Source organism: Bacillus sp. FSL W8-1202, from assembly GCF_038006165.1.
GTDB classification, from domain to species: Bacteria; Bacillota; Bacilli; order Bacillales; family Bacillaceae; genus Bacillus; species Bacillus subtilis.
This window is the reverse complement of the sequence record NZ_JBBOUR010000001.1, coordinates 920,911-947,667: the sequence shown is the minus strand read 5'-3', so window position 1 is coordinate 947,667 and position 26,757 is coordinate 920,911. Positions and strand designations below refer to the sequence as shown.

Below are 26,757 nucleotides of genomic sequence, written 5' to 3'. Positions count from 1 at the left end.
CCAAAAGTTAATCAATAGTTGCTTAAAAAATGATAACATCGGTGTATATCTTTTGCAAGATTCTACGGCCTTCTCTTACCTCTCTTACTTGATTAAAAGATTAATATAATAAAAATAATGAAAAAATGTAGTGTTTATGATTGACTTATGGGTATTATGCGATTAAAATATAACCAAGAAATGACCAAAAAGTAACCTGTTGTGCATGAAATGGTTGCTTGTATGTAAATATGCATCCGCCATTTATTTTTTTGGTTTTTTTGAAAGCGTTTAATTCTTGGCTTGCTGAAAAGTGGATATTGATATGAATCTATCCTGAACCATCCATACAAGTGTATGTGTTTACTAATGAAGGAGGCAATAAGAATGGCAGAAATCAGAAAATTAAAAAACTACATCAACGGTGAATGGGTTGAAAGCAAAACAGATCAATATGAAGATGTCGTCAATCCGGCGACGAAAGAAGTGCTATGCCAAGTGCCGATTTCTACAAAAGAGGATATTGATTACGCAGCGCAAACGGCGGCTGAAGCATTTAAAACATGGTCAAAGGTGGCGGTTCCGCGCCGTGCCAGAATTCTATTTAACTTTCAGCAGCTGCTGTCCCAGCATAGAGAAGAACTGGCTCATCTAATTACCATTGAAAACGGAAAAAACACAAAAGAAGCTTTAGGTGAAGTGGGACGCGGGATTGAAAACGTAGAGTTCGCCGCTGGAGCACCTTCCCTGATGATGGGTGACTCGCTTGCTTCCATCGCAACGGACGTTGAAGCGGCGAACTACCGTTACCCAATCGGAGTTGTCGGCGGAATCGCGCCATTCAACTTCCCGATGATGGTTCCTTGCTGGATGTTCCCGATGGCGATCGCGCTCGGCAACACATTTATTTTAAAGCCATCTGAGCGGACTCCGCTGTTAACAGAGAAATTGGTTGAGCTTTTTGAAAAAGCGGGCCTTCCGAAAGGGGTATTCAACGTCGTATACGGTGCGCATGACGTTGTAAACGGGATTCTCGAGCATCCCGAAATTAAAGCGATTTCATTTGTAGGCTCAAAGCCAGTCGGCGAATACGTCTACAAAAAAGGAAGCGAAAACTTAAAACGCGTTCAATCTCTGACTGGTGCGAAAAACCATACGATTGTCTTGAACGATGCGAATCTTGAAGACACGGTCACAAACATCGTCGGAGCTGCCTTCGGTTCTGCCGGTGAACGCTGCATGGCTTGTGCGGTTGTGACAGTTGAAGAAGGAATCGCCGATGAATTTATGGCGAAGCTGCAGGAAAAAGTGGCGGACATTAAAATCGGTAACGGCCTTGATGACGGCGTGTTCTTAGGACCGGTGATTCGCGAAGACAACAAGAAGCGCACGCTCAGCTATATCGAAAAAGGTCTTGAAGAAGGTGCCAGACTCGTATGTGACGGACGTGAAAATGTGTCTGACGACGGCTACTTTGTCGGCCCGACGATCTTTGACAATGTCACAACAGAAATGACGATCTGGAAAGATGAAATTTTCGCTCCGGTCTTATCTGTCATCCGTGTGAAAAACCTGAAAGAAGCGATTGAAATCGCCAATAAGTCTGAGTTTGCGAACGGCGCCTGCTTGTTCACATCCAACTCAAACGCAATCCGCTACTTCCGTGAAAACATTGATGCGGGAATGCTAGGCATCAACCTTGGTGTGCCGGCTCCAATGGCGTTCTTCCCATTCTCAGGCTGGAAATCTTCATTCTTTGGAACGCTGCATGCGAACGGAAAAGACAGCGTCGACTTCTATACACGTAAAAAAGTGGTGACGGCAAGATATCCGGCACCTGATTTCAACTAAACGACGAACAGCCGAACGGCGTCCATGTGCGCTGTTCGGACTCATTCTGCCAATAGAAAGAGGAGGGCTTCTCTATGAGTTATTTGTTGCGTAAGCCGCAGTCGCATGAAGTGTCTAATGGGGTCAAACTCGTGCACGAAGTAACGACATCCAACTCTGATCTCACTTATGTAGAGTTTAAAGTGTTAGATCTTGCATCAGGTTCAAGCTATACAGAAGAATTGAAAAAACAAGAAATCTGTATTGTGGCGGTAACGGGGAAAATTACAGTGACAGATCATGAGTCGACTTTTGAGAATATCGGCACGCGCGAAAGCGTATTTGAACGAAAACCGACAGACAGCGTCTATATTTCAAATGACCGTGCATTTGAGATCACAGCGGTCAGCGACGCAAGAGTGGCGCTTTGCTATTCTCCATCGGAAAAGCAGCTTCCGACAAAGCTGATCAAAGCGGAAGACAACGGAATTGAGCATCGCGGGCAATTTTCAAACAAACGTACTGTTCATAACATTCTTCCGGATTCAGACCCTTCAGCTAACAGTCTATTAGTAGTTGAAGTCTATACAGACAGCGGCAACTGGTCCAGCTACCCGCCTCACAAACATGACCAAGACAACTTGCCGGAAGAATCTTTCTTAGAAGAAACGTACTACCATGAGTTAGACCCGGGACAGGGCTTTGTGTTTCAGCGCGTATACACAGATGACCGTTCTATTGACGAGACAATGACTGTGGGAAATGAAAACGTTGTCATCGTTCCTGCGGGATACCACCCGGTAGGCGTTCCGGACGGATACACATCCTACTATTTAAATGTCATGGCAGGGCCGACGCGAAAATGGAAGTTTTATAACGACCCGGCGCATGAATGGATTTTAGAACGCTAACAAGTGAGGAGTGGCTGTTTACGATGAAGTATACATTCAATGAAGAGAAGGCTTTTGATATTGTTGCCATCGGCCGGGCATGTATTGATCTGAACGCAGTCGAATACAACCGCCCAATGGAAGAAACGATGACATTTTCGAAATATGTCGGCGGTTCACCTGCGAATATCGCGATCGGCAGCGCGAAGCTTGGCTTAAAAGCGGGCTTCATCGGCAAAATTCCGGATGACCAGCATGGAAGATTCATAGAGTCCTATATGAGAAAGACCGGCGTTGATACAACACAGATGGTTGTTGATCAAGATGGACACAAAGCAGGCCTTGCATTTACAGAAATCCTCAGCCCTGAAGAATGCAGCATTTTAATGTATCGCGATGATGTGGCGGATCTTTATCTTGAGCCTTCAGAGGTAAGCGAAGACTATATCGCAAATGCGAAAATGCTGCTTGTTTCCGGGACAGCGCTCGCCAAAAGCCCGTCACGGGAAGCGGTATTAAAAGCTGTTCAATACGCGAAGAAGCATCAGGTTAAAGTGGTGTTCGAACTGGATTACCGCCCGTATACGTGGCAGTCATCAGATGAAACAGCCGTTTATTATTCTTTGGTTGCCGAGCAGTCTGATATCGTCATCGGCACACGCGATGAATTTGATGTGATGGAAAACCGCACAGGCGGAAGCAATGAAGAATCCGTCAATCATTTATTTGGCCATTCAGCCGACCTCGTTGTCATCAAACACGGCGTCGAAGGCTCTTACGCATACAGCAAATCCGGCGAGGTATTCCGCGCTCAAGCGTACAAGACAAAAGTGCTGAAAACTTTTGGAGCCGGTGACTCCTATGCGTCAGCCTTTATCTATGGCCTTGTCACCGGAAAAGACATCGAAACGGCATTGAAATACGGCAGTGCTTCAGCTTCCATTGTGGTGAGCAAGCACAGTTCGTCAGAAGCGATGCCGACTGCTGATGAAATCGTACAGCTTATTGAAGCACAGTCATAATTGAAAAAGATCGAGTAAAGGTGGGATCGTTTGTGGGCAAGAAAATTCGCTTAACAACAGCACAGGCGCTGATTAAATTCTTAAACCAGCAGTACATCCATGTAGATGGAAAGGAAGAGCCTTTTGTCGAAGGGATCTTCACGATTTTCGGTCATGGAAACGTATTAGGGATCGGGCAGGCGCTTGAGCAGGATGCAGGCCATTTGAAAGTCTATCAAGGGAAAAATGAACAAGGAATGGCGCATGCGGCCATGGCGTACAGCAAGCAAATGCTGAGAAGAAAAATATATGCGGTGTCTACATCCGTCGGACCTGGAGCGGCTAACTTGGTGGCGGCAGCCGGCACTGCATTGGCAAACAATATCCCAGTTCTCTTGATTCCGGCAGACACATTTGCGACAAGACAGCCAGACCCTGTACTGCAGCAAATGGAGCAAGAATACAGTGCGGCGATTACGACAAACGATGCATTGAAGCCTGTATCGAGATACTGGGACCGCATTACGCGCCCTGAGCAGCTGATGAGCAGTTTGCTGCGCGCGTTTGAAGTCATGACTGATCCGGCAAAAGCAGGTCCGGCAACGATTTGTATTTCTCAGGATGTTGAAGGGGAAGCATACGATTTTGATGAAAGTTTCTTCGTCAAACGGGTTCACTATATTGATCGCATGCAGCCGAGCGAGCGCGAGCTTCAAGGAGCGGCGGAGCTGATTAAATCCAGCAAAAAACCTGTGATTCTCGTCGGCGGAGGCGCAAAATATTCCGGTGCGCGCGATGAATTGGTCGCCATTTCTGAAGCCTATAACATTCCGTTAGTTGAAACGCAGGCAGGAAAGTCTACTGTTGAGGCTGATTTTGCGAACAACCTTGGCGGAATGGGCATCACAGGTACACTTGCGGCAAACAAAGCGGCCCGCCAAGCTGATTTGATTATTGGCATCGGCACAAGGTATACAGATTTTGCGACATCCTCTAAGACCGCTTTTGATTTTGATAAGGCGAAGTTTTTGAACATTAACGTCAGCCGAATGCAGGCGTATAAACTTGATGCATTCCAAGTGGTAGCGGATGCGAAAGTGACGCTTGGCAAACTGCATGCCTTGCTTGAAGGCTATGAGAGCGAGTTCGGCACAACGATCCGGGAGCTGAAGGACGAATGGCTAGCTGAACGCGAGCGTCTCAGCAAAGTGACGTTTAAGCGGGAAGCATTTGATCCGGAAATCAAAAATCACTTTTCTCAAGAGGTCCTGAATGAATATGCTGACGCGTTGAATACGGAGCTTCCGCAAACAACGGCATTGCTGACAATCAACGAGACGATTCCTGAAGACAGCGTCATCATCTGTTCAGCAGGCTCACTCCCAGGAGATTTGCAGCGTCTGTGGCATTCTAATGTTCCGAATACGTATCACCTGGAGTATGGATATTCTTGCATGGGCTATGAAGTGTCCGGGACACTCGGTCTTAAACTGGCCCACCCTGACAGAGAAGTGTATTCAATCGTTGGAGACGGCAGCTTCCTGATGCTTCATTCTGAATTGATCACGGCGATTCAGTACAACAAGAAAATCAATGTGCTGCTCTTTGACAACTCAGGATTCGGATGCATCAACAACCTGCAAATGGATCATGGCAGCGGCAGCTACTATTGCGAGTTCCGCACAGATGACAACCAAATCCTGAATGTCGATTACGCAAAAGTCGCTGAGGGATACGGCGCGAAAACCTACCGCGCGAACACAGTAGAAGAATTAAAAGCGGCGTTAGAGGATGCGAAGAAACAGGATGTATCAACGTTAATAGAAATGAAAGTTCTGCCAAAAACAATGACGGACGGCTATGACAGCTGGTGGCATGTCGGGGTGGCAGAGGTATCTGAACAAGAAAGCGTTCAGAAAGCATACGAAGCAAAAGAGAAAAAGCTGGAATCTGCGAAGCAGTATTAGAGGGGAGGCACCATAGATGGGCAAAAATGAAATCCTGTGGGGAATCGCTCCCATTGGGTGGCGGAATGATGACATGCCTGAAATTGGAGCGGGAAATACACTTCAGCATTTGTTAAGTGATATCGTTGTCGCACGTTTTCAAGGCACGGAGGTCGGGGGCTTTTTCCCCGAACCTGCCATCCTGAACAAAGAGCTGAAGCTTCGGAACTTACGCATTGCAGGAAAATGGTTCAGCAGTTTTATTTTGCGTGACGGACTTGGTGAAGCGGCAAAGGCATTTACCCTGCATTGTGAGTATTTGCAGCAAGTAAACGCGGATGTCGCAGTTGTCTCTGAACAAACGTACAGCGTGCAAAGCTTGGAGAAAAACGTGTTCACAGAGAAGCCGCACTTTACGGATGATGAATGGGAGCGGCTTTGCGAAGGGCTGAATCACCTTGGCGAAATTGCCGCTCAGCATGGCTTGAAGCTTGTCTATCATCATCATCTCGGCACTGGTGTCCAAACAGCGGAAGAAGTGGACCGCCTGATGGCAGGAACTGACCCTTCGCATGTACACCTCCTCTATGATACAGGCCATGCGTATATTTCTGACGGCGATTACATGGGGATGCTTGAGAAGCATATCGGGCGCATTAAGCATGTGCACTTTAAGGATGCCCGCCTGAATGTCATGGAACAATGCAGGCTCGAAGGACAATCGTTCCGGCAATCATTTTTAAAAGGCATGTTTACGGTTCCCGGTGACGGCTGCATTGACTTTAGAGAAGTATATCAGCTGCTGTTGAATCACAGTTATTCCGGATGGATTGTCATTGAAGCTGAACAGGACCCTGATGTTGCCAACCCGCTGGAGTATGCATTGATTGCGAGAAACTATATTGATCAGCAGTTGTTGGATCTGGCTTAATGGGGAATGAACATATGGGTAATACCAATGGAGATTCAGCCTTCAATAAACGGACAATCGCGGCAGCATTGGCCAACTATATTGATGCCGGTTCAATTGTGGCAGGCTCCGCCGGTTTATCATTATGGGTCAGTTACCTTAAGCTATCCGATACGCAAATCGGGCTGCTTGGCGCGCTGAGCGCAAATGCGATTTCTGCCGCTGTCGGCGCGCTGCTTGGCGGGTTTCTGGCTGATAAAGTCGGACGGAAGGCTGTTTACACCAATAGCATGCTGGTTTATGCACTAGGGATTTGTTTGGTTTTGTTCGGGGTTAATTTCCCCATGTTGTTAAGCGGTTACATCATTATCGGTTTATCAGTAGGAGCTGACATAACCGCGTCATGGACCATTATTGCGGAAAATGCGCCAAAGAAGAATCGGGCCAGACATTGCGGCGTAGCACAAGTCGCTTGGGCCGCGGGCGCTGTCGTTGTACTGCTCCTCTCCGTACTGGCCGGTGACTTGGGACTCTTGGGGAATAAAATCGTATTTGCCCATCTGCTTGTGATTGCGCTGATTACGTACATCCTGAGAATCAGGCTTCCGGAATCAGACGCCTGGCAGACAAAAAATCAGCCGGAGGATGCTCAGGCAGAGAAGCCGGCTGTACTGCATAAGACATCGTATTTTGATTTGCTCAAGCCTATGTATCTCAAAAGCATATTGTTTTTGATGGGTGTGTACTTGGTTTGGAACTTAGCCGCCGGGGTCATGGGCTTCTTTATGCCATACATTTATCAGCAGGTCGGCGGTGTATCTGCCAACATGGCCAACCTTTTGCAAATGGGGCTGTTTATCTTCACAGGATTGGGGGTCGCCTTGATCTTCATGCCCTTTGCCGACAAATATAGAAAAACCGTATTTGGAATCGCCGCTTTCATGGCGGTGATCGGGTGGACACTGTTTCTGCTGCCAGTTGAAGGCCTGCCGATTCTGCTCCTGTTTATTGTCGTGATCGGCATCAATAACGGAGCAGGGCAGCAAGCGAACTATCAGTTATGGGCCAGTGAAATCTTTCCTACGCAATATCGTGCTTCCGCACAAGGACTGATGTTTTTCCTTGTCCGTATTTCAATAGGGATTTGGAGTCTGTTTGTCCCAATGATTATCACCAATTTCGGCATTGGAACGATGGCTGCAATCCTTCTCGGATGTGTGACGGCCAGTATGATCATCGGGCTGCTCTTTGCGCCGAATACGTCTGGCAAGTCGCTTGAGCAAATTCAAGAGGAACTCTACGGATCTCCTCAGAGCCAAGTAAAGCAAGAAACAGAAAGCAAAATCATGTAACCAACAGAAGGAGTGGCTGTCAATGAGTTTACGTATTGGCGTAATTGGAACTGGAGCAATCGGAAAAGAACATATTAACCGCATCACGAACAAGCTGTCCGGCGCGGAAATCGTAGCTGTAACGGATGTTAATCAAGAAGCTGCACAAAAGGTCGTTGAGCAATACCAATTAAACGCGACGGTTTATCCGAATGATGACAGCCTGCTTGCAGACGAAAATGTAGACGCTGTCTTAGTGACAAGCTGGGGGCCTGCGCATGAGTCAAGCGTGCTGAAAGCCATTAAAGCCCAGAAATATGTGTTCTGTGAAAAACCGCTCGCGACAACGGCTGAAGGATGCATGCGCATCGTCGAAGAAGAAATCAAAATGGGCAAACGCCTTGTTCAAGTCGGCTTCATGCGCCGTTATGACAGCGGTTACGTACAGCTGAAGGAAGCACTCGATAACCATGTGATTGGCGAACCGCTTATGATTCACTGCGCGCACCGCAACCCGACTGTAGGAGATAACTACACAACCGATATGGCCGTAGTCGACACGCTCGTTCATGAAATTGATGTACTGCACTGGCTCGTCAACGATGACTACGAGTCCGTTCAAGTCATCTACCCGAAAAAATCAAAAAACGCGCTGCCGCATTTAAAAGATCCGCAAATCGTCGTGATTGAAACAAAAGGCGGTATCGTCATCAATGCTGAAATCTATGTGAACTGTAAATATGGCTATGACATTCAATGTGAAATCGTCGGAGAAGACGGCATCATCAAGCTTCCTGAACCATCAAGCATCAGCTTGAGAAAAGAAGGCAAATTCAGCACTGATATTTTGATGGATTGGCAGAGACGCTTTGTCGCTGCGTATGATGTGGAAATCCAAGACTTTATTGATTCGATTCAAAAGAAAGGCGAGGTCAGCGGACCGACGGCATGGGACGGCTATATTGCTGCTGTCACGACTGACGCGTGTGTAAAAGCCCAGGAATCTGGACAAAAAGAAAAGGTTGAATTGAAGGAAAAACCGGAATTCTATCAATCTTTTACAACAGTTCAAAACTAAAAAACAGAGGAGTGAAAATATGAAGTTAGCATTGGATCCATCCATGTATCGTGATGATTTAACTTTAGAGGAAACGGTCTATAAAACGGCGGAGCTTGGCTATGAATATATCGAATTGTCTCCGCGCGAGGATTTTTGCCCGTTTTATAAATATCCGAAAGTCGATTCAGCAAAGATCAAACAATTAAAGCGCCTTTTAAGAGATACAGGTGTTAAGCTTTCATCGCTTCTTCCTCTTTACCACTGGGCGGGACCCGATGAAGACCGCCGGCAGGCAGCGGTGCGCAATTGGAAACGGGCAATCGAAATTGCGGTTGAACTTGAAGTGGATTTGATGAACAGCGAATTCAGCGGTTCAAAATATGATCCTTTAACAAGTGAAGAAAAATTTATCAAATCCATGGATGAGCTTCTGCCAGTCTTTGAAAAAGAAGGTATTAAACTTAATCTTCAAGCCCACCCATACGATTTTATCGAAACGCACAAAGGTGCGATGGATATGATCCGCGCGCTTGACAAGGATTGGATCAATCTTGTCTACTCGACTGCGCATACGTTCTTCTATGATGACGGCAAAGGCGACATCGAGACCATGTTTGACGAAGCCGGCGACCGCCTCACACATGTTTTATTTGCAGATACCTATAATCATAAAGCGGCTCATGGTCTTCGCTATATCGTCAATCCGCCTGACGCGCAAGTAACGGTTCACCAGCATTTGGACATTGGTCAAGGCGAGGTTGATTTTGATACGATTTTCAGAAAACTGAGAGAGATGAAGTTCGACGGAATTGCGACGAATGCCGTATTTGCTTGGGTCGATGAAAGAGCGGATGAATCAAGCCGATTTATGCTTAAGAAAATGAAAGAAGAATTAGGTCTGGCATAAGCTGAGCATGGAGTTCGGCGGGATATGGCGACAGCCTTCCTGCCGAACTCCCTTCATATCTAAAACGCAGATGGGGGAGTCTGGCATGAAACTTTGTTTTAATGAAGCGACAACATTGGAAAACTCAAACCTTAAACAGGATTTAGAACTATGCGAAAAGCACGGCTATGATTATATTGAAATCCGCACAATGGATAAGCTGCCCGAGTACTTAAAAGATCATTCATTGGCAGATCTTGCGGAATATTTTCAAACCCATCACATCAAACCGCTTGCTCTAAACGCGCTTGTTTTCTTCAACAACCGTGATGAAAAGGGCCACAACGAGATCATCACTGAATTTAAAGGCATGATGGAAACATGCAAAACCCTCGGTGTGAAATATGTGGTGGCTGTTCCGCTTGTGACAGAGCAGAAGATTGTAAAAGAAGAGATCAAAAAGAGCAGTGTAGACGTGCTGACTGAGCTGTCAGATATCGCGGAGCCGTACGGCGTAAAAATCGCGCTTGAATTTGTCGGCCATCCGCAATGTACGGTCAATACGTTTGAACAGGCGTATGAGATCGTAAACACAGTTAACCGTGACAATGTCGGGCTTGTCCTTGACAGTTTTCACTTCCATGCAATGGGTTCAAATATTGAGAGCTTAAAGCAGGCGGACGGAAAGAAAATCTTCATCTATCATATTGATGATACAGAAGATTTCCCAATCGGCTTTTTAACAGATGCGGATCGTGTATGGCCGGGACAAGGGGCAATTGACTTAGATGCCCACTTATCAGCACTGAAGGAAATCGGCTTCTCTGATGTTGTATCGGTTGAGCTCTTCCGGCCTGAATACTATAAGCTGACTGCTGAGGAAGCCATTCAAACAGCGAAAAAAACAACAGTGGACGTCGTATCAAAATACTTCAGCATGTAATGGATAAAGGAGGGGTGAATATGGCTTTTGTATCGATGAAAGAGCTTCTTGAAGATGCAAAGCGGGAGCAATATGCAATTGGCCAGTTTAATATCAACGGCCTGCAATGGACGAAGGCGATTTTGCAGGCGGCGCAAAAGGAGCAATCACCGGTCATCGCCGCGGCTTCCGATCGCCTGGTCGACTATTTAGGCGGATTTAAAACGATTGCCGCCATGGTCGGCGCGTTAATAGAGGACATGGCGATTACCGTTCCGGTCGTGCTTCATCTCGATCACGGCAGCAGTGCGGAACGCTGCAGACAGGCCATTGATGCCGGATTCAGCTCAGTGATGATTGACGGCTCCCATCAGCCGATTGACGAGAATATCGCGATGACAAAAGAAGTCACCGATTATGCCGCAAAACACGGCGTGTCAGTAGAAGCCGAAGTCGGCACGGTCGGCGGAATGGAAGACGGACTTGTCGGCGGGGTCTGCTATGCCGATATCACGGAATGTGAGCGGATCGTCAAAGAAACCAATATCGACGCGCTGGCCGCCGCCCTCGGCTCTGTACACGGCAAATATCAGGGTGAGCCGAATCTCGGATTTAAGGAAATGGAGGCTATCTCCCGCATGACTGATATTCCCCTCGTTCTTCACGGGGCATCCGGGATTCCGCAGGATCAGATCAAAAAAGCCATCACGCTCGGCCACGCGAAGATCAATATCAATACGGAATGTATGGTAGCGTGGACAGACGAAACACGCCGCATGTTTCAGGAAAACAGCGATCTGTACGAACCGCGCGGCTATTTGACACCCGGCATTGAAGCCGTGGAAGAGACAGTGCGAAGCAAAATGAGAGAGTTCGGATCAGCCGGTAAAGCAGCTAAGCAGCAGGTCGGCTAAAGAGACCAGAAACCGCCGAGATGGCGGTTTTTTTGTGCGGTGTTGCGTCCATACGCCCAAAACGATTATGATGATGGCAGCAGTGTAAGAAACGGGAGTGGTTCAGTTTGAATAAAATCATGATTGTGGAAGACAGTGAAGACATTCGCGGACTATTGCAGAATTACCTTGAAAAATACGGTTATCAAACAGTGGTCGCCGCGGATTTTACAGCTGTTCTTGATGTCTTTTTGCGGGAAAAGCCCGATGTGGTGCTGCTTGATATCAATTTGCCGGCATATGACGGATATTATTGGTGCCGGCAGATCCGCCAGCACTCCACAAGCCCGATCATCTTTATTTCTGCCAGAAGCGGGGAAATGGATCAGGTGATGGCGATTGAAAATGGGGGAGACGATTATATCGAAAAACCGTTTTCTTATGATATTGTGCTGGCGAAAATCAAAAGCCAGATCCGGAGGGCGTACGGGGAGTACGCCGCAAAGCAGGGAGAGAAAGTGGTTGAATATGCCGGCGTTCAGCTCTTTGTGGAACGGTTTGAACTGCGTTTTCAGGATGAAAAAAGCGAGCTTTCTAAAAAAGAAAGCAAGCTTTTGGAAGTGCTGCTTGAGCGGGGAGAAAAGGTGACGAGTCGGGACCGTCTCATGGAAAAGACGTGGGACACCGACATATTCATCGATGATAATACACTTAACGTGTATATCACGCGGCTCAGAAAAAAACTGCGGGAGCTGAACGCGCCTGTTTCTATTGAAGCGGTGCGGGGCGAAGGCTACCAGCTGAGGGCGCAGTCATGAAGCTGTTTCTCCGGTCTCATGCAGTGCTGATTCTGCTTTTTCTCCTTCAAGGGCTGTTTGTCTTCTTTTATTACTGGTTTGCGGGTCTTCATTCTTTTTCTCACTTGTTTTACATATTGGGCGTGCAGCTTCTTATTTTGGCGGGTTATCTTGCCTATCGCTGGTACAAAGACCGCGGCGTGTATCATTGGCTCAGCTCGGGGCAGGAAGGGACGGATATCCCGTATCTCGGTTCTTCAGTATTCTGTTCAGAGCTGTATGAAAAGCAGATGGAGCTGATCCGGCTGCAGCACCAGAAGCTCCATGAGACCGAAGCCAAGCTTGACGCGCGGGTGACGTATATGAATCAATGGGTGCACCAAGTGAAGACGCCGCTGTCGGTCATTAATTTAATCATTCAAGAAGAGGATGAGCCCGTTTTTGAACAAATCAAAAAAGAAGTCCGGCAGATTGAATTCGGGCTGGAGACGCTTCTTTATTCTTCAAGGCTCGACTTGTTTGAACGGGATTTTAAAATCGAAGCGGTTTCCCTGTCCGAGCTTCTCCAATCAGTCATTCAAAGCTATAAACGATTTTTTATTCAATATCGCGTTTATCCGAAAATGAACGTTTGCGATGATCATCAGATTTACACCGATGCCAAATGGCTCAAATTTGCGATTGGCCAAGTGGTCACAAATGCGGTCAAGTATTCAGCGGGCAAGAGTGACAGACTTGAGCTGAATGTCTTCCGCGATGAAGACAGGACGGTGCTTGAAGTCAAAGATTACGGTGTCGGGATTCCCTCACAAGACATCAAGCGGGTGTTTGACCCTTATTACACGGGTGAAAACGGGCGGCGTTTCCAAGAATCTACGGGAATCGGCCTCCATCTCGTCAAAGAAATTACAGATAAGCTCAATCATACGGTGGACATCAGCTCGTCTCCCGGTGAAGGGACATCAGTTCGATTTTCATTTCTTACAAAAATGTAAGGCTGCGTTAAGAAAACAACATAGCCCGCTTTGTTTCCCCTTGATAACATGGATTTATGTCAAGGGGATTTTTATGTTGAACGTCCCGGCACTACATGAAAGCAGCCCAGATCAACAAGAATAAAACCATAAGGAGGATTTTCATGGCGAATATGCTTGAAGTCAAACATATAAATAAAACCTATAAAGGACAAGTATCCTATCAGGCCTTAAAGCAAATTTCATTTTCAATAGAAGAAGGCGAGTTCACGGCGGTAATGGGGCCGTCCGGGTCCGGAAAAACAACGCTTTTGAATATCATTTCAACGATCGACCGTCCGGATTCAGGCGATATCCTGATTCACGGAGAAAACCCGCATCACCTGAAGCGGACAAAGCTCGCTCATTTCCGCCGCAAGCAGCTCGGGTTTGTGTTTCAGGATTTCAACCTTCTGGACACGCTGACAATCGGTGAAAATATCATGCTGCCGTTAACGCTTGAAAAAGAAGCGCCGTCTGTCATGGAAGAAAAACTGCAAGGCATCGCGGCAAAGCTCGGAATCGAAAACCTGCTCAACAAACGAACGTTTGAAGTATCCGGAGGACAGCGCCAGCGTGCCGCCATCGCAAGAGCGGTCATTCATAAGCCGTCACTCATCCTGGCCGATGAACCGACGGGCAACCTTGATTCCAAAGCGTCAAAAGACGTCATGGAAACGATGCAGAGCCTGAATCAGGATGATCATGTCACGGCTTTGATGGTGACCCACGATCCTGTTGCGGCAAGCTACTGCCGCCGCGTCATTTTTATAAAAGACGGCGAACTGTTTAATGAGATTTACCGCGGGGAAAACCGCCAAGTCTTTTATGAACAAATTCTCGATGTGCTGTCTATGCTGGGGGGAAACGCAAATGACCTTTCTTCAGTTCGCTTATAAAAACGTCACGAGAAACAAAAGGGCCTATCTTGCATTCTTTTTAAGCAGCGCCTTTTCCGTTTTGATTTTCTTTACCTTTGCGATGTTCTTGTTTCATCCGGCATTAAAGGAAGGCTACCTGAATAACATCGCCAAAAAAGGCTTAACCGCCGCGGAATGGATGATCTTTGTTTTTTCTTTCTTATTTGTTCTGTATTCGGTTAACGCATTTTTGAAATCGAGAAATAAAGAATTCGGCATTCTGCTCATGCAGGGCATCACGCCGGGTCAGCTGAGAAAGCTCATTACGGCGGAAAATATGATCATCGGCGTCATGTCAATTGCAGCCGGCATTATCGGAGGATTCATTTTTTCAAAGACGTTCTTTACGGTCGGCGCTTATATTTTAGAAATGGACGCGCTGCCTTTGTATATGCCTTGGAAAGCGCTCGGTATTACGGCCTGCGGATTTCTGCTCTTATTTTTCTTTTTATCGCAGTTTACGATCCTTTTTGTCAGATCAAATACGGTTATCAAATTAATAAAGGGCACTGGCAAGGTTAAACCGGAGCCTAAGCCGTCCGTGCTTCTGTCCTTATTCGGCATCGCCTGTCTGTGCGGCGGGTACGGCATGGTTCTTAAAGGCAACGTCCACGGGGCCGAACCGTTTATCATTTTACTGCTCACCGTCATCGGAACATACTTCTTTTTCAGCCAAAGCAGCATATGGATTCTGCGCGCGCTGAAGAAGTGGAAAACCTTTTATCTGCGCGGGAAAAACATCATTTGGGTTTCTGACCTTGTCTATCGTCTAAAAGACAACGCCCGCCTGTTCTTTATTGTCAGCATTATTTCCGCGGTTGCGTTTACTGCGACAGGCGTGCTCGCAATGTACAAATCGACCGTCGGAGCGGAAGAGTCCGCTTATGAAATGAAGTATTTATCTTACAGCAACAATCCAAAAGAACAGACTCATTTGAAAGATATTGACCATGAACTGAAAACACACGGCTTTACGTATAAGAAAGACAAAATAGATGTTTCCTATGTTCGCTATCAGGAAGGAGAAACTGTTCCCCCTGTTTACATGATCAGTGAATCGGATGCGGCAAAATACTTCCATGTCAAAGTGAACGGCCTGAAAGAAGACGAGGCTGTCTATTTCCCGGGAACGTATGACCGCAATTTCAAAAACGAAGCGCCGGATCAGCTGAAGCTGCTGAACCAAAAAGGGGAGCTGTCTGATCAAAAACTGTCGGTAAAAGAAGTCAAAAAACCGCTGATCTCATTGAATGCCATCATCGCGGTGAATGATCAAACCTTTGATCAGCTGAAATCACTCGGTGATAAAGCGTCATTATACGGCTACAGCTATGATCATTGGAAAGACAGTCTTGAGATCAGCCAATCCTTGCAAAATGAGATTTACGGCAATTATATCGACGTGCATTCTGACTTTGCTTCAAAAGCCGGGACTTACTATGATACGGTGCAGCTGCCGAGCCTGAGTTTATTTATCGGCCTGTTTATCGCAATTGTATTCTTTGTCGCGGCAGCAAGTTTCTTATATTTCAGGCTGTTCACTGATTTAGATGAAGACCGGGAGCGCTACCGTTCACTGGCCAAAATCGGCCTGAGTGAGCGTGAAATGGCACAAAGCGTGACAATACAATTGGCGATTCTTTTCTTCTTTCCATTTGTCATTGCCGTCATGCATACACTGTTTGCCTTGAGAACATTGGCTGTGGAAGGCTATTCCGATGTCGCGGGGCCGCTCAGTCTCACCATCGGAGGGTTTTTCATTTTTCAGCTTCTATTCTTCCTCGCGGTGCGGTCAAGCTATTTGAAAAAAATGAACAAGTAAGGGGAGTGCAAAGATGAAAAAAGCAATGGCAATCCTGGCCGTCTTGGCGGCTGCTGCCGTAATATGCGGGCTTCTCTTTTTTCATAACGATGTTACAGACAGATTTAATCCGTTTATTCACCAGCAAGATGTCTATGTGCAGATTGATCGAGATGGCAGACATCTTAGTCCGGGCGGTACTGAATATACATTAGACGGATATAATGCATCCGGGAAAAAAGAAGAAGTGACCTTTTTCGCCGGCAAAGAGCTTCGGAAGAACGCGTATTTGAAGGTGAAGGCGAAAGGAAAGTATGTCGAGACTTGGGAAGAAGTCAAGTTTGAAGATATGCCGGACTCCGTACAGTCAAAATTAAAGTGAATCATAAAAAACGGCACAGCGTCATGACTGTGCCGTTTTTTTATTTTTTATTTTCTTCGGCCCGTTTGATCAGCATGTCGGTGATGATATCCACCTGTTTGCTGACAGAAATCGGGTCGTACGGGTAGAACGAGTCAAAGTCATTGATAAACACGCGATTATGTTTAACAGCGTCAAGATTTTTCCAAATGGAGGAATTCTCCAGCTTGTCGAGTGTTTTGCTTTCGCCTTTCGGGTTGTAATCCGTAATGAACATATAATCTGCGGCATACTCAGGAATAACCTCTTGAGAGAGCTGTTTCATCTCTCCTTTTTTGATGACATCTTGCTCAATTTTTTCAGGCGCTTTTAACCCAAGTGCATTGTATACAGCTTGGCCGCCGCGTCCGCCATTGTCATTGAACACCCAGAATTCGCCCTTGTCTGTGTTTTCATAAATGCCGAAGGTTGCATCTTTGTCGATGACGCCGGCAATTTTCTTCTTAGCTGCTTCCGCTTTTTTGTTAAAGTCAGCCATAAAGGATTTTGCTTTGTCTTTCGCTCCGGCGATATCTCCGAACATGCTGACTGTGTCTTCTACGTTTTTCGCTGTGTTATAAGGTATGACAACAGTCGGAGCGATTTTCTTTAATTTATCAACATTCTCTTCATTCATGACAACAATTAAGTCAGGCTGAAGCTCCATCACTTTTTCAACGCTTATTGGATCACCAACATCCTTCACATTTTTCAGCTTTGATTTTAAAAACGGATTATCAAATGACCATGAGCCTGAGCCGACCACATTGGCCCCGACAGACAGCAATTCACCGGCATAAAAATCAGTGACGATGCGTTTCGGATGTGCAGGAATGTTGACGTTCCCTTTTGGTGATTTGTATGTTCTCATTTCTGTTTTTTCGGAAGCAGAATCGCTTGAGCTCCCTTTAGAAGCCGTGCCGCTGCAAGCGCTGACAAACATGAGAAGCAGCACAAGCATGCCCACGAGCAATATGTTCTTTTTCATCAAGAACCCTCCCACTATGTATCTCAATAGATTAGTAATGATTATCATTATCAATTAATAATATAGCAAGAAACCTGTTCTCCGTCTATCACTATTTTTAAGGGAGAAAGTTTTTCCCGTTTATGGGTGACGCGGTATGCCTAATCGATTATTATAGGTAAATAGGAGGAGAAAAATATGGGAATTACAAAAAGAGGTGCCGCTTGGGAATGGCTGCATAGCTGGTGGATGCTGTTTATTTTCATGCCTTTTGCCATTACCAGTTTTTTTGCCTTTTTATTTATTGGCATCAAGGTTAGAAATAGAAAGTGGATCATGTACGGCATCATTTATTTTTTCATTTTTGCGTTTGGTTTTGTTTTGCCCGATCTGCCCGGTGTTTTTATTGTGGTCCCGTTATGGGCGGTAACCATTATTCATGGATTTAAAGTGCGCCCGCTGTATTTGATTCAGCTGGATGTCTACAAAGATCATGTGGAGGCGCGGGCTTTTGCCGAGGCAAGAAGTGAAGCCGAGAGCAGATTTCATGCACCGAAACAGTCTATTCAGGATATACATATTCGCAAAGAACAGTAAGAAAAAAAGCTCAACACTCGCATTGTGTTGAGCTTTTTATATGTTACTGCTGGTAGGATTGCTGCTGAAATGTCGTGTTTTGGCCGAATGGAAGTGTAGACACATTCGTATTCATGACGCTGGATTGTCCAGTAAGTTCCTGTTGCATTTGGTTGCACATGTTGACAACCTGCTGGCACTTTTGAATCGCCATGTCATGCCCGTGCAGTGCTTGCTGAATGGTATGTGCAGCTTGTTGTTCGTGGTTTAGAATCTGCTGCAGCATTTGGATGTTTTGCTGTTCCTGATGAAGCATTTGGCGATATTGCTGGCTGCTTTGCTGTGTTTGCTGAATGAGCTGCTGAGCAGTTTGGCGGCATTGGTTCAGCTGCTGCAAGCCGTGTTGTGTATTATGCATGAATGATCCCTCCATGTATCGATTGACGTGAGTCGGTATTATCATGCAACTTGAATGAAAAGAAATTCCGTCAAAGAGGAACTACAATTATTTTCCTCAGCCCCTCTATCTTTGAATGAAAACGGTAAAGATTGTATACTGGGTACAAACCCTTTTTATGTAAATGTTCCGTTTTAACATATAAGAAATGCGGAAAACGAAACCCTGAGATGGGAGAATCGTATTCCGCTTTTTTTCTTTGTTTCGCTCAGAAACCGCCTTCCCCTGCAGTAAATGGGATATTCAGCCGGTTTTCTACTGTACGGAGGCGCTGATTGAGCCGATTTAGGCGGCGTGTATGGCGTTCAACAGCCTGGCTTAACTGATTGACCTGTTCGGCAATCCGTGCAATTTCCCGATTTTGACGGCGGTCTTCGTTTGTCAGACGGGTTAATTCTCTTGACTGCTGTTCATTTTGCCGTTCAAGTGCTGCGATTCTTCTTTCCAATGCCGGCTGTCTGTCCATTTGGTATGGATCGTATACATCCTGCTGCGGATAAGGATTGTACTCATAGTGGCTATAGTAAGGTTCCTGCTGAGGCAGCTGAGGGCTGTAATATTGATAAGGGTTCATGTGATCAGTCTCCTTGTGGGTGAATTCCTTATAACTTATGTAGTCATTGGCACAGTGGCACGGCATTCGCCCAAAAAAGGAGGAAAGAATGGTGATCCCCTTGAGAAACAAATATGGCATTTTGTTTTTAATTGCTGTATGCATCATGGTATCGGGCTGCCAGCAGCAAAAAGAAGAGACGCCGTTTTATTACGGAACGTGGGATGAGGGGCGTGCCCCCGGGCCAACGGACGGTGTGAAATCAGCAACAGTCACATTTACCGAAGACGAGGTTGTGGAAACGGAAGTGATGGAAGGAAGAGGAGAGGTACAGCTGCCTTTTATGGCATACAAGGTGATTTCCCAAAGCACTGACGGGTCTATCGAGATTCAGTACCTCGGCCCTTATTATCCGCTCAAAAGCACGCTGAAAAGAGGAGAAAACGGGACATTGATATGGGAGCAAAATGGACAGAGAAAAACGATGACAAGAATCGAATCAAAGACCGGCAGGGAGGAGAAAGATGAGAAATCAAAAAGCTGAAAGACTGGTGGCAGCGGGGCTTGTTTTACATATCATTCAGTGGATATTTATATTATGGGCTTTTCTCAAAGTCAAACATTTATTTAGTGACTATACGATCTATAACCCTAATGTCATCAGCGGCTCCATGCAGTCCTTATCGTTTATACAAATGATGCGCGCTATGATGTACTCAGGGGCAATCGTGAATTATGTTTTGTTTTTTGCCCTTGTATTGCTGATTTATGGCATAGCGCTTCATGCCATCCTGATCGTTCTGGAAATGGCGGCTTACGTCATGATCAGGCGGAATCCATCATCTTCATGGGGGTTCTTTTTCATTGCGGCGGGTGTGAAGCTTGCCATCTTGAATATAACCGGCATTCCATTTTTAGCTGCCGGCTTTCTGCTGATGAAACAGAAAAAAGCAGAAAACGGCGTCAAGGCAGAAAGAAAGCGGAAACCGCGCTTGCGTATCCGAAGACAAGGGCGTCGTCTAAATAGAATTCGGAGAAAACCATCCCTTCCGGTTGAATATCAAAAAGAAAAAACGATATGATGGGACTATAGCCTGAAAACGACATGAAGGAGATGCAGGATGTACAAACTAATTGCAATTGATATGGATGGAACACTTTTAAATGATCATCATGAAGTAACAGAGGAGGTCCGCGACGCCCTTCACGCGGCAAAAGCGGAAGGTGTCAAAATTGTGCTTTGCACCGGCCGGCCTATCGGGGGTGTGCAGAGATATTTAGATGAACTGAATTTAATTGAAGAAGGCGACTATGTTATTGCGTATAATGGAGCGCTTGTTCAAAATACGCATACAAATGAAGTGGTCTCGGAGCTGTCTCTCGGTTATGATGATTTGACTTCATTATATGACCTGAGCTTAGAGCTGAAGACGCCGATGCATTTCTTTGACTCATCTAATTTGTATACGCCTAACCGGGACATTAGCGAATTTACCGTATACGAATCCTATGTGACACAGGTGCCGCTTCATTTCCGCAAGATTGACGAGGTGCCAAAAGATATTCTCATCCCGAAAGTGATGTTTATTGATAAACCGGAGAACTTAAGCCGCGTCATTACATCGATTCCAAAAGACGTGAGAGAAAAATATACAATGGTCAGAAGCGCGCCTTTCTTTTATGAAATTCTGCACTCGGAAGCCAGCAAAGGAAATGCTGTACGCCAGCTGGCTCAGCTGCTTGGAATTGAACAGGCGGAAGTCATGTGCATAGGCGACAACGGGAACGACCTGACAATGATCGAATGGGCGGGCTGCGGGGTTGCCATGGCAAACGCCATCCCAGAAGTTTTGGAAGCCGCAAACTTTCAAACACGCTCCAATAATGAACATGGCGTTGCACATGCGATTCACGAGCTTGTTTTGGCTAAATAATAAAAAATCCAGCCTTCTAAAGGCTGGATTTTTTCGTTTTATTTGATGTAATGTCAATTCTTTGACGAATCGATTTGACTTTCGTTATGCTGATAAAACCAATTCGTTCACAATATATATGATATTAATCTGAATTGAAAAGGGGACTGATCAAATGTGCACAAGTCTTACATTGGAAACTGCTGACCCTAAACATGTATTAGCAAGAACAATGGATTTTGCATTTCAGCTGGGGACAGAGGTGATTCTCTATCCGCGCCGTTACAGCTGGAACAGTGAAGCTGACGGAAGGGCCCATCAGACACAGTACGCGTTTATCGGTATGGGGAGAAAACTTGGAAATATATTATTTGCCGACGGCGTTAATGAAAGCGGTTTATCTTGTGCGGCGCTTTATTTTCCGGGCTATGCGGAGTACGAAAAAACGATACGGGAAGATACCGTTCACATTGTCCCGCATGAGTTTGTGACATGGGTGCTGTCAGTCTGTCAGTCTTTGGAAGACGTAAAAGAAAAGATTCGATCTTTAACGATTGTAGAGAAAAAATTAGATCTATTGGATACAGTTTTACCGCTTCACTGGATATTGTCAGACCGGACGGGCCGAAGCCTGACGATAGAACCAAGAGCAGACGGCCTCAAAGTCTATGATAATCAACCTGGTGTCATGACGAACAGCCCCGACTTTATATGGCATGTAACCAATCTGCAGCAATATACAGGAATCAGACCGAAGCAATTAGAGAGCAAAGAGATGGGCGGATTAGCCCTTTCCGCTTTTGGCCAAGGCTTAGGAACTGTTGGTCTGCCGGGAGATTATACACCGCCTTCCCGGTTTGTCAGAGCTGTTTATTTGAAAGAACACCTAGAGCCGGCGGCCGATGAAACGAAAGGTGTAACAGCCGCTTTTCACATTTTGGCAAATATGACGATACCAAAGGGCGCAGTGATAACGGAAGAAGACGAAATTCATTATACGCAATATACTTCCGTGATGTGCAACGAAACTGGAAACTACTATTTCTACCACTATGACAATCGGCAAATCCAAAAAGTAAATTTATTTCATGAAGACCTTGACTGTTTGGAGCCTAAAGTGTTTTCTGCTAAAGCAGAAGAAAGCATTCTAGAACTTAATTAAGATTCAATTAGCTGATTTCGGTATGAATCCGGGATCAGCTTATTTTTTTATGTGATGTCTCAGCTTCTGAATGAGTGGCAAAATGGACCGTTCTACGACGGCGACCACGCGCGTTTGTTAGCAAAGAGCAAAAGCGGCGGCAAAATGCGTATGGTCGGAAGTAGAGATAAGGTGCAAGCTACATTTATATAAAACTTTGGATCAAAACGAGTCTCAGTATCAGACTGGTTTTGCCAGTATACAGGTTGCACAAATGCCGCCCCATGATCCCGCGAGATTCTTTCAGCTTAAAAAGAAAAATTTGATCTTAACTCATTGACAAACGTCCAAGACAAAGGTACATTTTGATTTATTCATATTAAACGACTAGGAATATAGGAGTTTGTTTTTCGGATTATTCAGCCTAAAAACATGATAAAAGGAGTATCGTCATGACAAGCAAAAAGAAACAAATCAAATTAGGGGTATTTTTAGCGGGTACAGGCCATCATGTCGCGTCTTGGCGGCACCCGGACGCGCCGTCAGATGCGAGCATGAATTTGGATTATTTTAAAGAGCTTGCGAAAACAGCGGAGCGGGGCAAGCTGGATATGCTGTTTTTAGCGGACAGCCTTTCAATTGACAGCAAATCACATCCAAATGTATTAACAAGGTTTGAGCCATTCACCCTGCTCTCTGCTTTGGCGCAGGTCACATCAAAAATCGGACTGACAGCAACAGCCTCCACTACATACAGCGAGCCATTCCATATTGCCAGACAGTTTGCGTCATTGGATCATCTGTCCAACGGCCGTGCCGGATGGAACGTCGTCACTTCATCTATTGAATCCACAGCGCTGAATTTCAGCGGTGAAAAGCACCTTGAACACCATTTGCGCTATCAGCGGGCAGAGGAATTTGTCGAGATTGTAAAGGGGCTTTGGGATTCATGGGAAGAGGACGCCTTTATCCGTAATAAAGAAACGGGTGAATTCTTTGACAAAGAAAAAATGCATGAGCTGAACCACAAAGGAGAATATTTCTCGGTTCGCGGACCTCTAAACGTTTCAAGAACCCCGCAGGGCCAGCCGGTCATTATCCAGGCAGGATCATCAGGAGACGGAAAAGCGCTGGCTGCCAAAACAGCCGAAGTGATCTTCACAGCACAAAACCACCTGGAATCAGCTCAAGAATTTTATCAATCCATTAAAGAACAGGCTGCGGAATTCGGACGTGATCCAGAAAAAATTGCCATCATGCCGGGTATTTTCCCGATCATTGCCGATACAGAAGAAGCGGCGCAAGCCAAATACAAGGAGCTTCAAGATCTGATTATCCCATCTGTCGGTCTGCAAATTCTCCAAAATTACTTGGGCGGAATTGATTTGTCGGCATATCCGCTTGATGGGCCGCTGCCGAAGCTTGACGCCGAAGCTTCCAATGCGGTGAAGAGCCGCTTCAAGCTTGTTCAGGAGATGGCTGAACGTGACAATATGACGATACGAGAGCTTTACAAATACGTTGCAGGCTCCAGAGGCCACCATATCTTCGTCGGCACGCCGGAGCAGCTCGCCGACAAAATGCAGGAATGGGTGGATACGAAAGCGTGTGACGGGTTTAACATCATGCCTCCGCTTCTTCCAGAAGGAATTGAAGTGTTTGTTGATCAAGTGGTTCCGATTTTACAGGAGCGCGGCGTGTTCAGAAAAGAATATGAAGGCACAACATTACGAGAGCACTTCGGTTTGGAAAAGCCGGTAAACCGCTATGCAAAGTAAGGAGGAACGCTAGATGAAGCCACAATATCGCCTTGCAGTTGAACGTGATGCCGAACAGCTTCTCGCGCTGACATTGCGGGCTTATGAACCGATTCGAAAGCTCGGCATTCGTTTTGCCGCCGCTCATGCGGATTTAGATTTGGTGCTGCAAAATATTCGAAAAAACGCTTGCTACGTCATGGAAGAAGACGGGCGGATCATCGCGACCATCACCTTGAGAATGCCTTGGGGAAAACAGCCGGGACCGTATGGCGTTCCGCATATCTGGTGGTTCGCTGTGGACCCCGACACCGGTAAAAAAGGAATCGGAACAAAGCTGCTTCAATGGCTGGAGGAAACAATCCTTCGCGATACGTTAAAGGTTCCGTTTGTCTCACTCGGAACAGCGGATAAGCATCCGTGGCTGATAGAGATGTACGAACGAAAAGGGTATGTCCGCTCAGGTGAACAAGACCTTGGAAAAGGGCATATCACAGTCTATATGAAAAAACAATTGCGACATGATCTATAAAAAAAGAAAAGGCGGGAAAATCAAATGAAAATGAAAAAATGGATTGTGCTGGTCGTTGCTGCATTATTAGCGGTGCTCTCAGCTTGCGGCAATGGAAACAGCAGCAGTAAAGAGGATGACAATGTGCTTCATGTCGGTGCGACAGGACAAAGTTACCCATTTGCTTATAAAGAAAACGGAAAGCTGACAGGTTTTGACGTGGAAGTGATGGAAGCGGTCGCTAAGAAAATTGACATGAAACTGGACTGGAAGCTGCTTGAATTCAGCGGGCTGATGGGGGAGCTTCAAACAGGCAAGCTTGATACCATTTCAAACCAGGTAGCTGTGACAGACGAACGTAAGGAAACGTATAACTTTACGAAACCATACGCTTATGCGGGAACACAGATTGTCGTCAAAAAAGACAATACAGACATCAAATCAGTAGACGATTTGAAAGGCAAGACAGTCGCAGCCGTTCTCGGTTCAAACCACGCGAAAAACCTTGAAAGCAAAGATCCTGATAAAAAAATCAATATCAAAACGTATGAAACACAAGAGGGTACGCTGAAGGATGTTGCGTACGGCCGTGTAGACGCTTATGTCAACAGCCGAACTGTATTGATCGCGCAAATCAAGAAGACCGGTTTGCCATTAAAGCTTGCAGGAGATCCGATTGTTTACGAACAGGTTGCATTCCCATTTGCCAAGGACGATGCGCACGACAAGCTCCGCAAAAAAGTCAATAAGGCGCTAGATGAATTGCGTAAAGACGGAACACTGAAAAAACTCTCTGAAAAATACTTTAATGAAGATATCACAGTAGAACAGAAGCATTAAGAAACGGCGGTGACTCACCAGAATGAACACGATTGATTGGGAATTCATGATATCAGCGTTCCCGACTTTAATTCAGGCCCTTCCGATCACGTTGTTTATGGCCATAGCGGCTATGATTTTTGCCATTATCGGAGGACTTATTCTCGCACTCATTACAAAGAACAAAATTCCAGTGCTTCATCAGCTGTCAAAGCTGTATATATCCTTTTTCCGAGGCGTGCCGACACTGGTGCAGCTGTTCTTAATCTATTACGGGCTGCCGCAGCTGTTTCCAGAGATGAGCAAAATGACAGCTCTCACAGCTGCCATCATCGGGTTAAGCTTAAAAAATGCAGCATATTTGGCAGAAATCTTCCGGGCCGCCCTCAATTCTGTTGATGACGGGCAGCTGGAGGCGTGCCTGTCTGTCGGTATGACAAAATTTCAGGCATACAGACGGATTATTTTGCCGCAAGCGATCCGAAATGCGATTCCGGCAACGGGCAATACATTTATCGGGCTCCTGAAAGAAACGTCACTGGCCTTTACATTAGGGGTCATGGAGATGTTCGCCCAAGGGAAGATGTACGCTTCAGGAAACCTCAAATATTTTGAGACGTACTTGGCGGTTGCGATCGTCTATTGGGTTCTTACCATGATCTACAGCATGTTGCAGGACTTGTTTGAACGTGCCATGAGCAAGCCATACCGGACTTAGAGGTGAAATCAGTTGATAACAGTAAAAAATATTCGCAAAGCGTTTAAAGATCTCGTCGTGCTCGACGGAATCGATCTAGAAGTGAAACGCGGAGAAGTGGTGGCAATCATCGGTCCGTCAGGTTCCGGAAAGTCAACGCTTCTCCGGTGCTTAAATTTATTAGAGCGTCCGGATCAAGGACTTATTGAAATCGGAGAAGCCAAACTGAACGCGGAAAAGTTTACACGCAAGGAAGCATATCGGCTTCGCCAGCAAACGGCCATGGTCTTTCAAAACTACAATCTGTTTAAAAATAAAACGGCTCTGCAAAACATTACAGAAGCTTTAATCGTGGCTCAACATAAACCACGCGACGAAGCGAAACGTATTGGAATGGAGATTCTGAAACAAGTCGGTCTGGAGCATAAGGCTGACAGCTATCCGATCACAATGTCCGGCGGCCAGCAGCAGCGAATCGGCATCGCGCGGGCGCTTGCGGTCAATCCGCACGCGATTTTGCTGGATGAACCAACGTCAGCGCTTGACCCTGAGCTCGTCACAGGGGTGCTTCAGGTCATCAAGTCCATTGCGGAAAAGCAAACAACGATGATCATTGTTACACACGAAATGGCGTTTGCAAAAGAGGTCGCTGATAAAGTGATTTTTATGGCAGACGGCCATATTATCGAGCAGGGAACGCCAAAAGAACTGTTTGACCATCCGAAAAACGAACGGACGAAACGATTTATCAAGCAGGTGGGAGAGCCTGCAGAGCTTATATAAGAAG

Annotated in this window: 28 protein-coding genes; 25 read left to right on the top strand and 3 right to left on the bottom strand. The window is 46.0% G+C overall.

Annotation, left to right across the window (positions count from 1 at the left end; genetic code table 11):
* Nucleotides 1–366 precede the first annotated feature (366 nt).
* The 15 genes from iolA (at nt 367) to NSQ09_RS04740 (ending at nt 16,561) form a co-directional block, all read left to right on the top strand.
* Nucleotides 367–1,830 (top strand): methylmalonate-semialdehyde dehydrogenase, encoded by a 1,464-nt coding sequence (iolA, locus tag NSQ09_RS04810; RefSeq protein ID WP_032676940.1) that lies wholly within the window; start codon nt 367–369, stop codon nt 1,828–1,830.
* Nucleotides 1,831–1,904: 74 nt separating this feature from the next.
* Nucleotides 1,905–2,720 (top strand): 5-deoxy-glucuronate isomerase, encoded by an 816-nt coding sequence (iolB, locus tag NSQ09_RS04805; protein ID WP_003243247.1) that lies wholly within the window; start codon nt 1,905–1,907, stop codon nt 2,718–2,720.
* A gap of 23 nt (nt 2,721–2,743) precedes the next feature.
* Nucleotides 2,744–3,721, top strand: coding sequence for a 5-dehydro-2-deoxygluconokinase (iolC, locus tag NSQ09_RS04800; protein WP_015250849.1), 978 nt, complete (start codon nt 2,744–2,746; stop codon nt 3,719–3,721).
* A gap of 32 nt (nt 3,722–3,753) precedes the next feature.
* Nucleotides 3,754–5,667, top strand: a complete 1,914-nt coding sequence (gene iolD / locus NSQ09_RS04795) for a 3D-(3,5/4)-trihydroxycyclohexane-1,2-dione acylhydrolase (decyclizing) (RefSeq protein ID WP_017696082.1) — start codon at nt 3,754–3,756, stop codon at nt 5,665–5,667.
* 16 nt (nt 5,668–5,683) lie between these two features.
* Nucleotides 5,684–6,577, top strand: a complete 894-nt coding sequence (gene iolE, locus NSQ09_RS04790) for a myo-inosose-2 dehydratase (protein WP_017696083.1) — start codon at nt 5,684–5,686, stop codon at nt 6,575–6,577.
* Nucleotides 6,578–6,591: 14 nt separating this feature from the next.
* Entirely contained in the window at nt 6,592–7,908 is a 1,317-nt protein-coding gene (iolF, locus tag NSQ09_RS04785) for a myo-inositol transporter IolF (protein WP_017696084.1), read from the top strand.
* 22 nt (nt 7,909–7,930) lie between these two features.
* A complete protein-coding gene (iolG, locus tag NSQ09_RS04780) occupies nt 7,931–8,965 on the top strand; it encodes a bifunctional inositol 2-dehydrogenase/D-chiro-inositol 1-dehydrogenase (RefSeq protein ID WP_017696085.1) in 1,035 nt (344 codons plus the stop codon).
* Between the two features lie 19 nt (nt 8,966–8,984).
* Entirely contained in the window at nt 8,985–9,854 is an 870-nt protein-coding gene (locus tag NSQ09_RS04775; RefSeq protein ID WP_014481413.1) for a sugar phosphate isomerase/epimerase family protein, read from the top strand.
* Between the two features lie 85 nt (nt 9,855–9,939).
* On the top strand, nt 9,940–10,776 hold the full coding sequence (gene iolI / locus NSQ09_RS04770; protein ID WP_041054239.1) for a 2-keto-myo-inositol isomerase: 837 nt from the start codon (nt 9,940–9,942) through the stop codon (nt 10,774–10,776).
* A gap of 20 nt (nt 10,777–10,796) precedes the next feature.
* Nucleotides 10,797–11,669, top strand: coding sequence for a 6-phospho-5-dehydro-2-deoxy-D-gluconate aldolase (gene iolJ, locus NSQ09_RS04765; protein ID WP_014478478.1), 873 nt, complete (start codon nt 10,797–10,799; stop codon nt 11,667–11,669).
* 107 nt (nt 11,670–11,776) lie between these two features.
* Nucleotides 11,777–12,466 (top strand): two-component system response regulator YxdJ, encoded by a 690-nt coding sequence (gene yxdJ, locus NSQ09_RS04760; RefSeq protein ID WP_003243527.1) that lies wholly within the window; start codon nt 11,777–11,779, stop codon nt 12,464–12,466.
* Nucleotides 12,463–13,440, top strand: coding sequence for a two-component system sensor histidine kinase YxdK (gene yxdK / locus NSQ09_RS04755; protein ID WP_015385109.1), 978 nt, complete (start codon nt 12,463–12,465; stop codon nt 13,438–13,440). Before yxdJ ends, yxdK begins: the two co-directional genes overlap by 4 nt.
* A gap of 143 nt (nt 13,441–13,583) precedes the next feature.
* Complete coding sequence (gene yxdL / locus NSQ09_RS04750; RefSeq protein ID WP_017696087.1) at nt 13,584–14,357, top strand: ABC transporter ATP-binding protein YxdL; 774 nt, start codon at nt 13,584–13,586, stop codon at nt 14,355–14,357.
* Nucleotides 14,332–16,200 carry an ABC transporter permease YxdM gene (gene yxdM / locus NSQ09_RS04745; protein ID WP_341030610.1) on the top strand — a complete coding sequence of 623 codons (1,869 nt, stop codon included), beginning with the start codon at nt 14,332–14,334 and terminating at the stop codon, nt 16,198–16,200. The genes yxdL and yxdM overlap by 26 nt, the downstream gene beginning before the upstream one ends.
* Before the next feature lie 13 nt (nt 16,201–16,213).
* Nucleotides 16,214–16,561, top strand: coding sequence for a YxeA family protein (locus NSQ09_RS04740; protein ID WP_003227084.1), 348 nt, complete (start codon nt 16,214–16,216; stop codon nt 16,559–16,561).
* A gap of 40 nt (nt 16,562–16,601) precedes the next feature.
* On the opposite strand, the gene NSQ09_RS04735 is transcribed toward NSQ09_RS04740, so the two are convergent.
* The gene (locus tag NSQ09_RS04735; RefSeq protein ID WP_014481404.1) at nt 16,602–17,567 is read right to left on the bottom strand and encodes an iron-hydroxamate ABC transporter substrate-binding protein; all 966 of its coding nucleotides are present in this window, start codon (nt 17,565–17,567) and stop codon (nt 16,602–16,604) included.
* Between the two features lie 177 nt (nt 17,568–17,744).
* Here NSQ09_RS04735 and NSQ09_RS04730 point away from each other — a divergent pair, with 177 nt between their 5' ends.
* Nucleotides 17,745–18,143: a hypothetical protein gene (locus tag NSQ09_RS04730; protein WP_003243293.1), complete on the top strand. Its 399-nt coding sequence runs from the start codon at nt 17,745–17,747 to the stop codon at nt 18,141–18,143.
* Nucleotides 18,144–18,186: 43 nt separating this feature from the next.
* Here NSQ09_RS04730 and NSQ09_RS04725 read toward each other — a convergent pair whose 3' ends face one another.
* Both NSQ09_RS04725 and cotNE read right to left on the bottom strand, forming a co-directional pair.
* Entirely contained in the window at nt 18,187–18,540 is a 354-nt protein-coding gene (locus NSQ09_RS04725) for a hypothetical protein (RefSeq protein WP_003242469.1), read from the bottom strand.
* Between the two features lie 247 nt (nt 18,541–18,787).
* Nucleotides 18,788–19,153 (bottom strand): inner spore coat protein CotNE, encoded by a 366-nt coding sequence (gene cotNE / locus NSQ09_RS04720; RefSeq protein ID WP_003227093.1) that lies wholly within the window; start codon nt 19,151–19,153, stop codon nt 18,788–18,790.
* A gap of 88 nt (nt 19,154–19,241) precedes the next feature.
* Here cotNE and NSQ09_RS04715 point away from each other — a divergent pair, with 88 nt between their 5' ends.
* The 9 genes from NSQ09_RS04715 to NSQ09_RS04675 all read left to right on the top strand — a co-directional run bounded on the left by NSQ09_RS04715 (nt 19,242) and on the right by NSQ09_RS04675 (nt 26,753).
* A complete protein-coding gene (locus NSQ09_RS04715; protein WP_003244165.1) occupies nt 19,242–19,676 on the top strand; it encodes a YxeF family protein in 435 nt (144 codons plus the stop codon).
* Nucleotides 19,657–20,214, top strand: a complete 558-nt coding sequence (locus NSQ09_RS04710) for a hypothetical protein (RefSeq protein ID WP_014481401.1) — start codon at nt 19,657–19,659, stop codon at nt 20,212–20,214. Before NSQ09_RS04715 ends, NSQ09_RS04710 begins: the two co-directional genes overlap by 20 nt.
* 39 nt (nt 20,215–20,253) lie before the next feature.
* Nucleotides 20,254–21,066 (top strand): sugar-phosphatase, encoded by an 813-nt coding sequence (yidA, locus tag NSQ09_RS04705; protein ID WP_003243315.1) that lies wholly within the window; start codon nt 20,254–20,256, stop codon nt 21,064–21,066.
* A gap of 154 nt (nt 21,067–21,220) precedes the next feature.
* The gene (gene yxeI, locus NSQ09_RS04700; protein WP_095010517.1) at nt 21,221–22,207 is read left to right on the top strand and encodes a penicillin V amidase; all 987 of its coding nucleotides are present in this window, start codon (nt 21,221–21,223) and stop codon (nt 22,205–22,207) included.
* Between the two features lie 431 nt (nt 22,208–22,638).
* Nucleotides 22,639–23,964 carry an LLM class flavin-dependent oxidoreductase gene (locus NSQ09_RS04695; protein WP_003242500.1) on the top strand — a complete coding sequence of 442 codons (1,326 nt, stop codon included), beginning with the start codon at nt 22,639–22,641 and terminating at the stop codon, nt 23,962–23,964.
* A gap of 13 nt (nt 23,965–23,977) precedes the next feature.
* A complete protein-coding gene (gene snaB, locus NSQ09_RS04690) occupies nt 23,978–24,475 on the top strand; it encodes a sulfur-containing aminoacid acetyltransferase SnaB (RefSeq protein ID WP_014478464.1) in 498 nt (165 codons plus the stop codon).
* 24 nt (nt 24,476–24,499) lie between these two features.
* Nucleotides 24,500–25,294 carry an amino acid ABC transporter substrate-binding protein gene (locus NSQ09_RS04685; RefSeq protein WP_101169692.1) on the top strand — a complete coding sequence of 265 codons (795 nt, stop codon included), beginning with the start codon at nt 24,500–24,502 and terminating at the stop codon, nt 25,292–25,294.
* A 22-nt stretch (nt 25,295–25,316) separates the two neighbouring features.
* A complete protein-coding gene (locus NSQ09_RS04680) occupies nt 25,317–25,991 on the top strand; it encodes an amino acid ABC transporter permease (RefSeq protein WP_003227111.1) in 675 nt (224 codons plus the stop codon).
* 12 nt (nt 25,992–26,003) lie between these two features.
* A complete protein-coding gene (locus NSQ09_RS04675) occupies nt 26,004–26,753 on the top strand; it encodes an amino acid ABC transporter ATP-binding protein (protein ID WP_014481395.1) in 750 nt (249 codons plus the stop codon).
* Nucleotides 26,754–26,757 lie beyond the last annotated feature (4 nt).

Coding starts and splice junctions, on each gene's coding strand:
- iolA (WP_032676940.1), top strand. CDS start 367: ATGGCAGAAATCAGAAAATTAAAAAACTACATCAACGGTGAATGGGTT.
- iolB (WP_003243247.1), top strand. CDS start 1,905: ATGAGTTATTTGTTGCGTAAGCCGCAGTCGCATGAAGTGTCTAATGGG.
- iolC (WP_015250849.1), top strand. CDS start 2,744: ATGAAGTATACATTCAATGAAGAGAAGGCTTTTGATATTGTTGCCATC.
- iolE (WP_017696083.1), top strand. CDS start 5,684: ATGGGCAAAAATGAAATCCTGTGGGGAATCGCTCCCATTGGGTGGCGG.
- iolF (WP_017696084.1), top strand. CDS start 6,592: ATGGGTAATACCAATGGAGATTCAGCCTTCAATAAACGGACAATCGCG.
- iolG (WP_017696085.1), top strand. CDS start 7,931: ATGAGTTTACGTATTGGCGTAATTGGAACTGGAGCAATCGGAAAAGAA.
- NSQ09_RS04775 (WP_014481413.1), top strand. CDS start 8,985: ATGAAGTTAGCATTGGATCCATCCATGTATCGTGATGATTTAACTTTA.
- iolI (WP_041054239.1), top strand. CDS start 9,940: ATGAAACTTTGTTTTAATGAAGCGACAACATTGGAAAACTCAAACCTT.
- iolJ (WP_014478478.1), top strand. CDS start 10,797: ATGGCTTTTGTATCGATGAAAGAGCTTCTTGAAGATGCAAAGCGGGAG.
- yxdK (WP_015385109.1), top strand. CDS start 12,463: ATGAAGCTGTTTCTCCGGTCTCATGCAGTGCTGATTCTGCTTTTTCTC.
- yxdL (WP_017696087.1), top strand. CDS start 13,584: ATGGCGAATATGCTTGAAGTCAAACATATAAATAAAACCTATAAAGGA.
- yxdM (WP_341030610.1), top strand. CDS start 14,332: ATGACCTTTCTTCAGTTCGCTTATAAAAACGTCACGAGAAACAAAAGG.
- NSQ09_RS04740 (WP_003227084.1), top strand. CDS start 16,214: ATGAAAAAAGCAATGGCAATCCTGGCCGTCTTGGCGGCTGCTGCCGTA.
- NSQ09_RS04735 (WP_014481404.1), bottom strand. CDS start 17,567: ATGAAAAAGAACATATTGCTCGTGGGCATGCTTGTGCTGCTTCTCATG.
- NSQ09_RS04730 (WP_003243293.1), top strand. CDS start 17,745: ATGGGAATTACAAAAAGAGGTGCCGCTTGGGAATGGCTGCATAGCTGG.
- NSQ09_RS04725 (WP_003242469.1), bottom strand. CDS start 18,540: ATGCATAATACACAACACGGCTTGCAGCAGCTGAACCAATGCCGCCAA.
- cotNE (WP_003227093.1), bottom strand. CDS start 19,153: ATGAACCCTTATCAATATTACAGCCCTCAGCTGCCTCAGCAGGAACCT.
- NSQ09_RS04715 (WP_003244165.1), top strand. CDS start 19,242: ATGGTGATCCCCTTGAGAAACAAATATGGCATTTTGTTTTTAATTGCT.
- NSQ09_RS04710 (WP_014481401.1), top strand. CDS start 19,657: ATGAGAAATCAAAAAGCTGAAAGACTGGTGGCAGCGGGGCTTGTTTTA.
- yidA (WP_003243315.1), top strand. CDS start 20,254: ATGTACAAACTAATTGCAATTGATATGGATGGAACACTTTTAAATGAT.
- yxeI (WP_095010517.1), top strand. CDS start 21,221: ATGTGCACAAGTCTTACATTGGAAACTGCTGACCCTAAACATGTATTA.
- NSQ09_RS04695 (WP_003242500.1), top strand. CDS start 22,639: ATGACAAGCAAAAAGAAACAAATCAAATTAGGGGTATTTTTAGCGGGT.
- snaB (WP_014478464.1), top strand. CDS start 23,978: ATGAAGCCACAATATCGCCTTGCAGTTGAACGTGATGCCGAACAGCTT.
- NSQ09_RS04685 (WP_101169692.1), top strand. CDS start 24,500: ATGAAAATGAAAAAATGGATTGTGCTGGTCGTTGCTGCATTATTAGCG.
- NSQ09_RS04680 (WP_003227111.1), top strand. CDS start 25,317: ATGAACACGATTGATTGGGAATTCATGATATCAGCGTTCCCGACTTTA.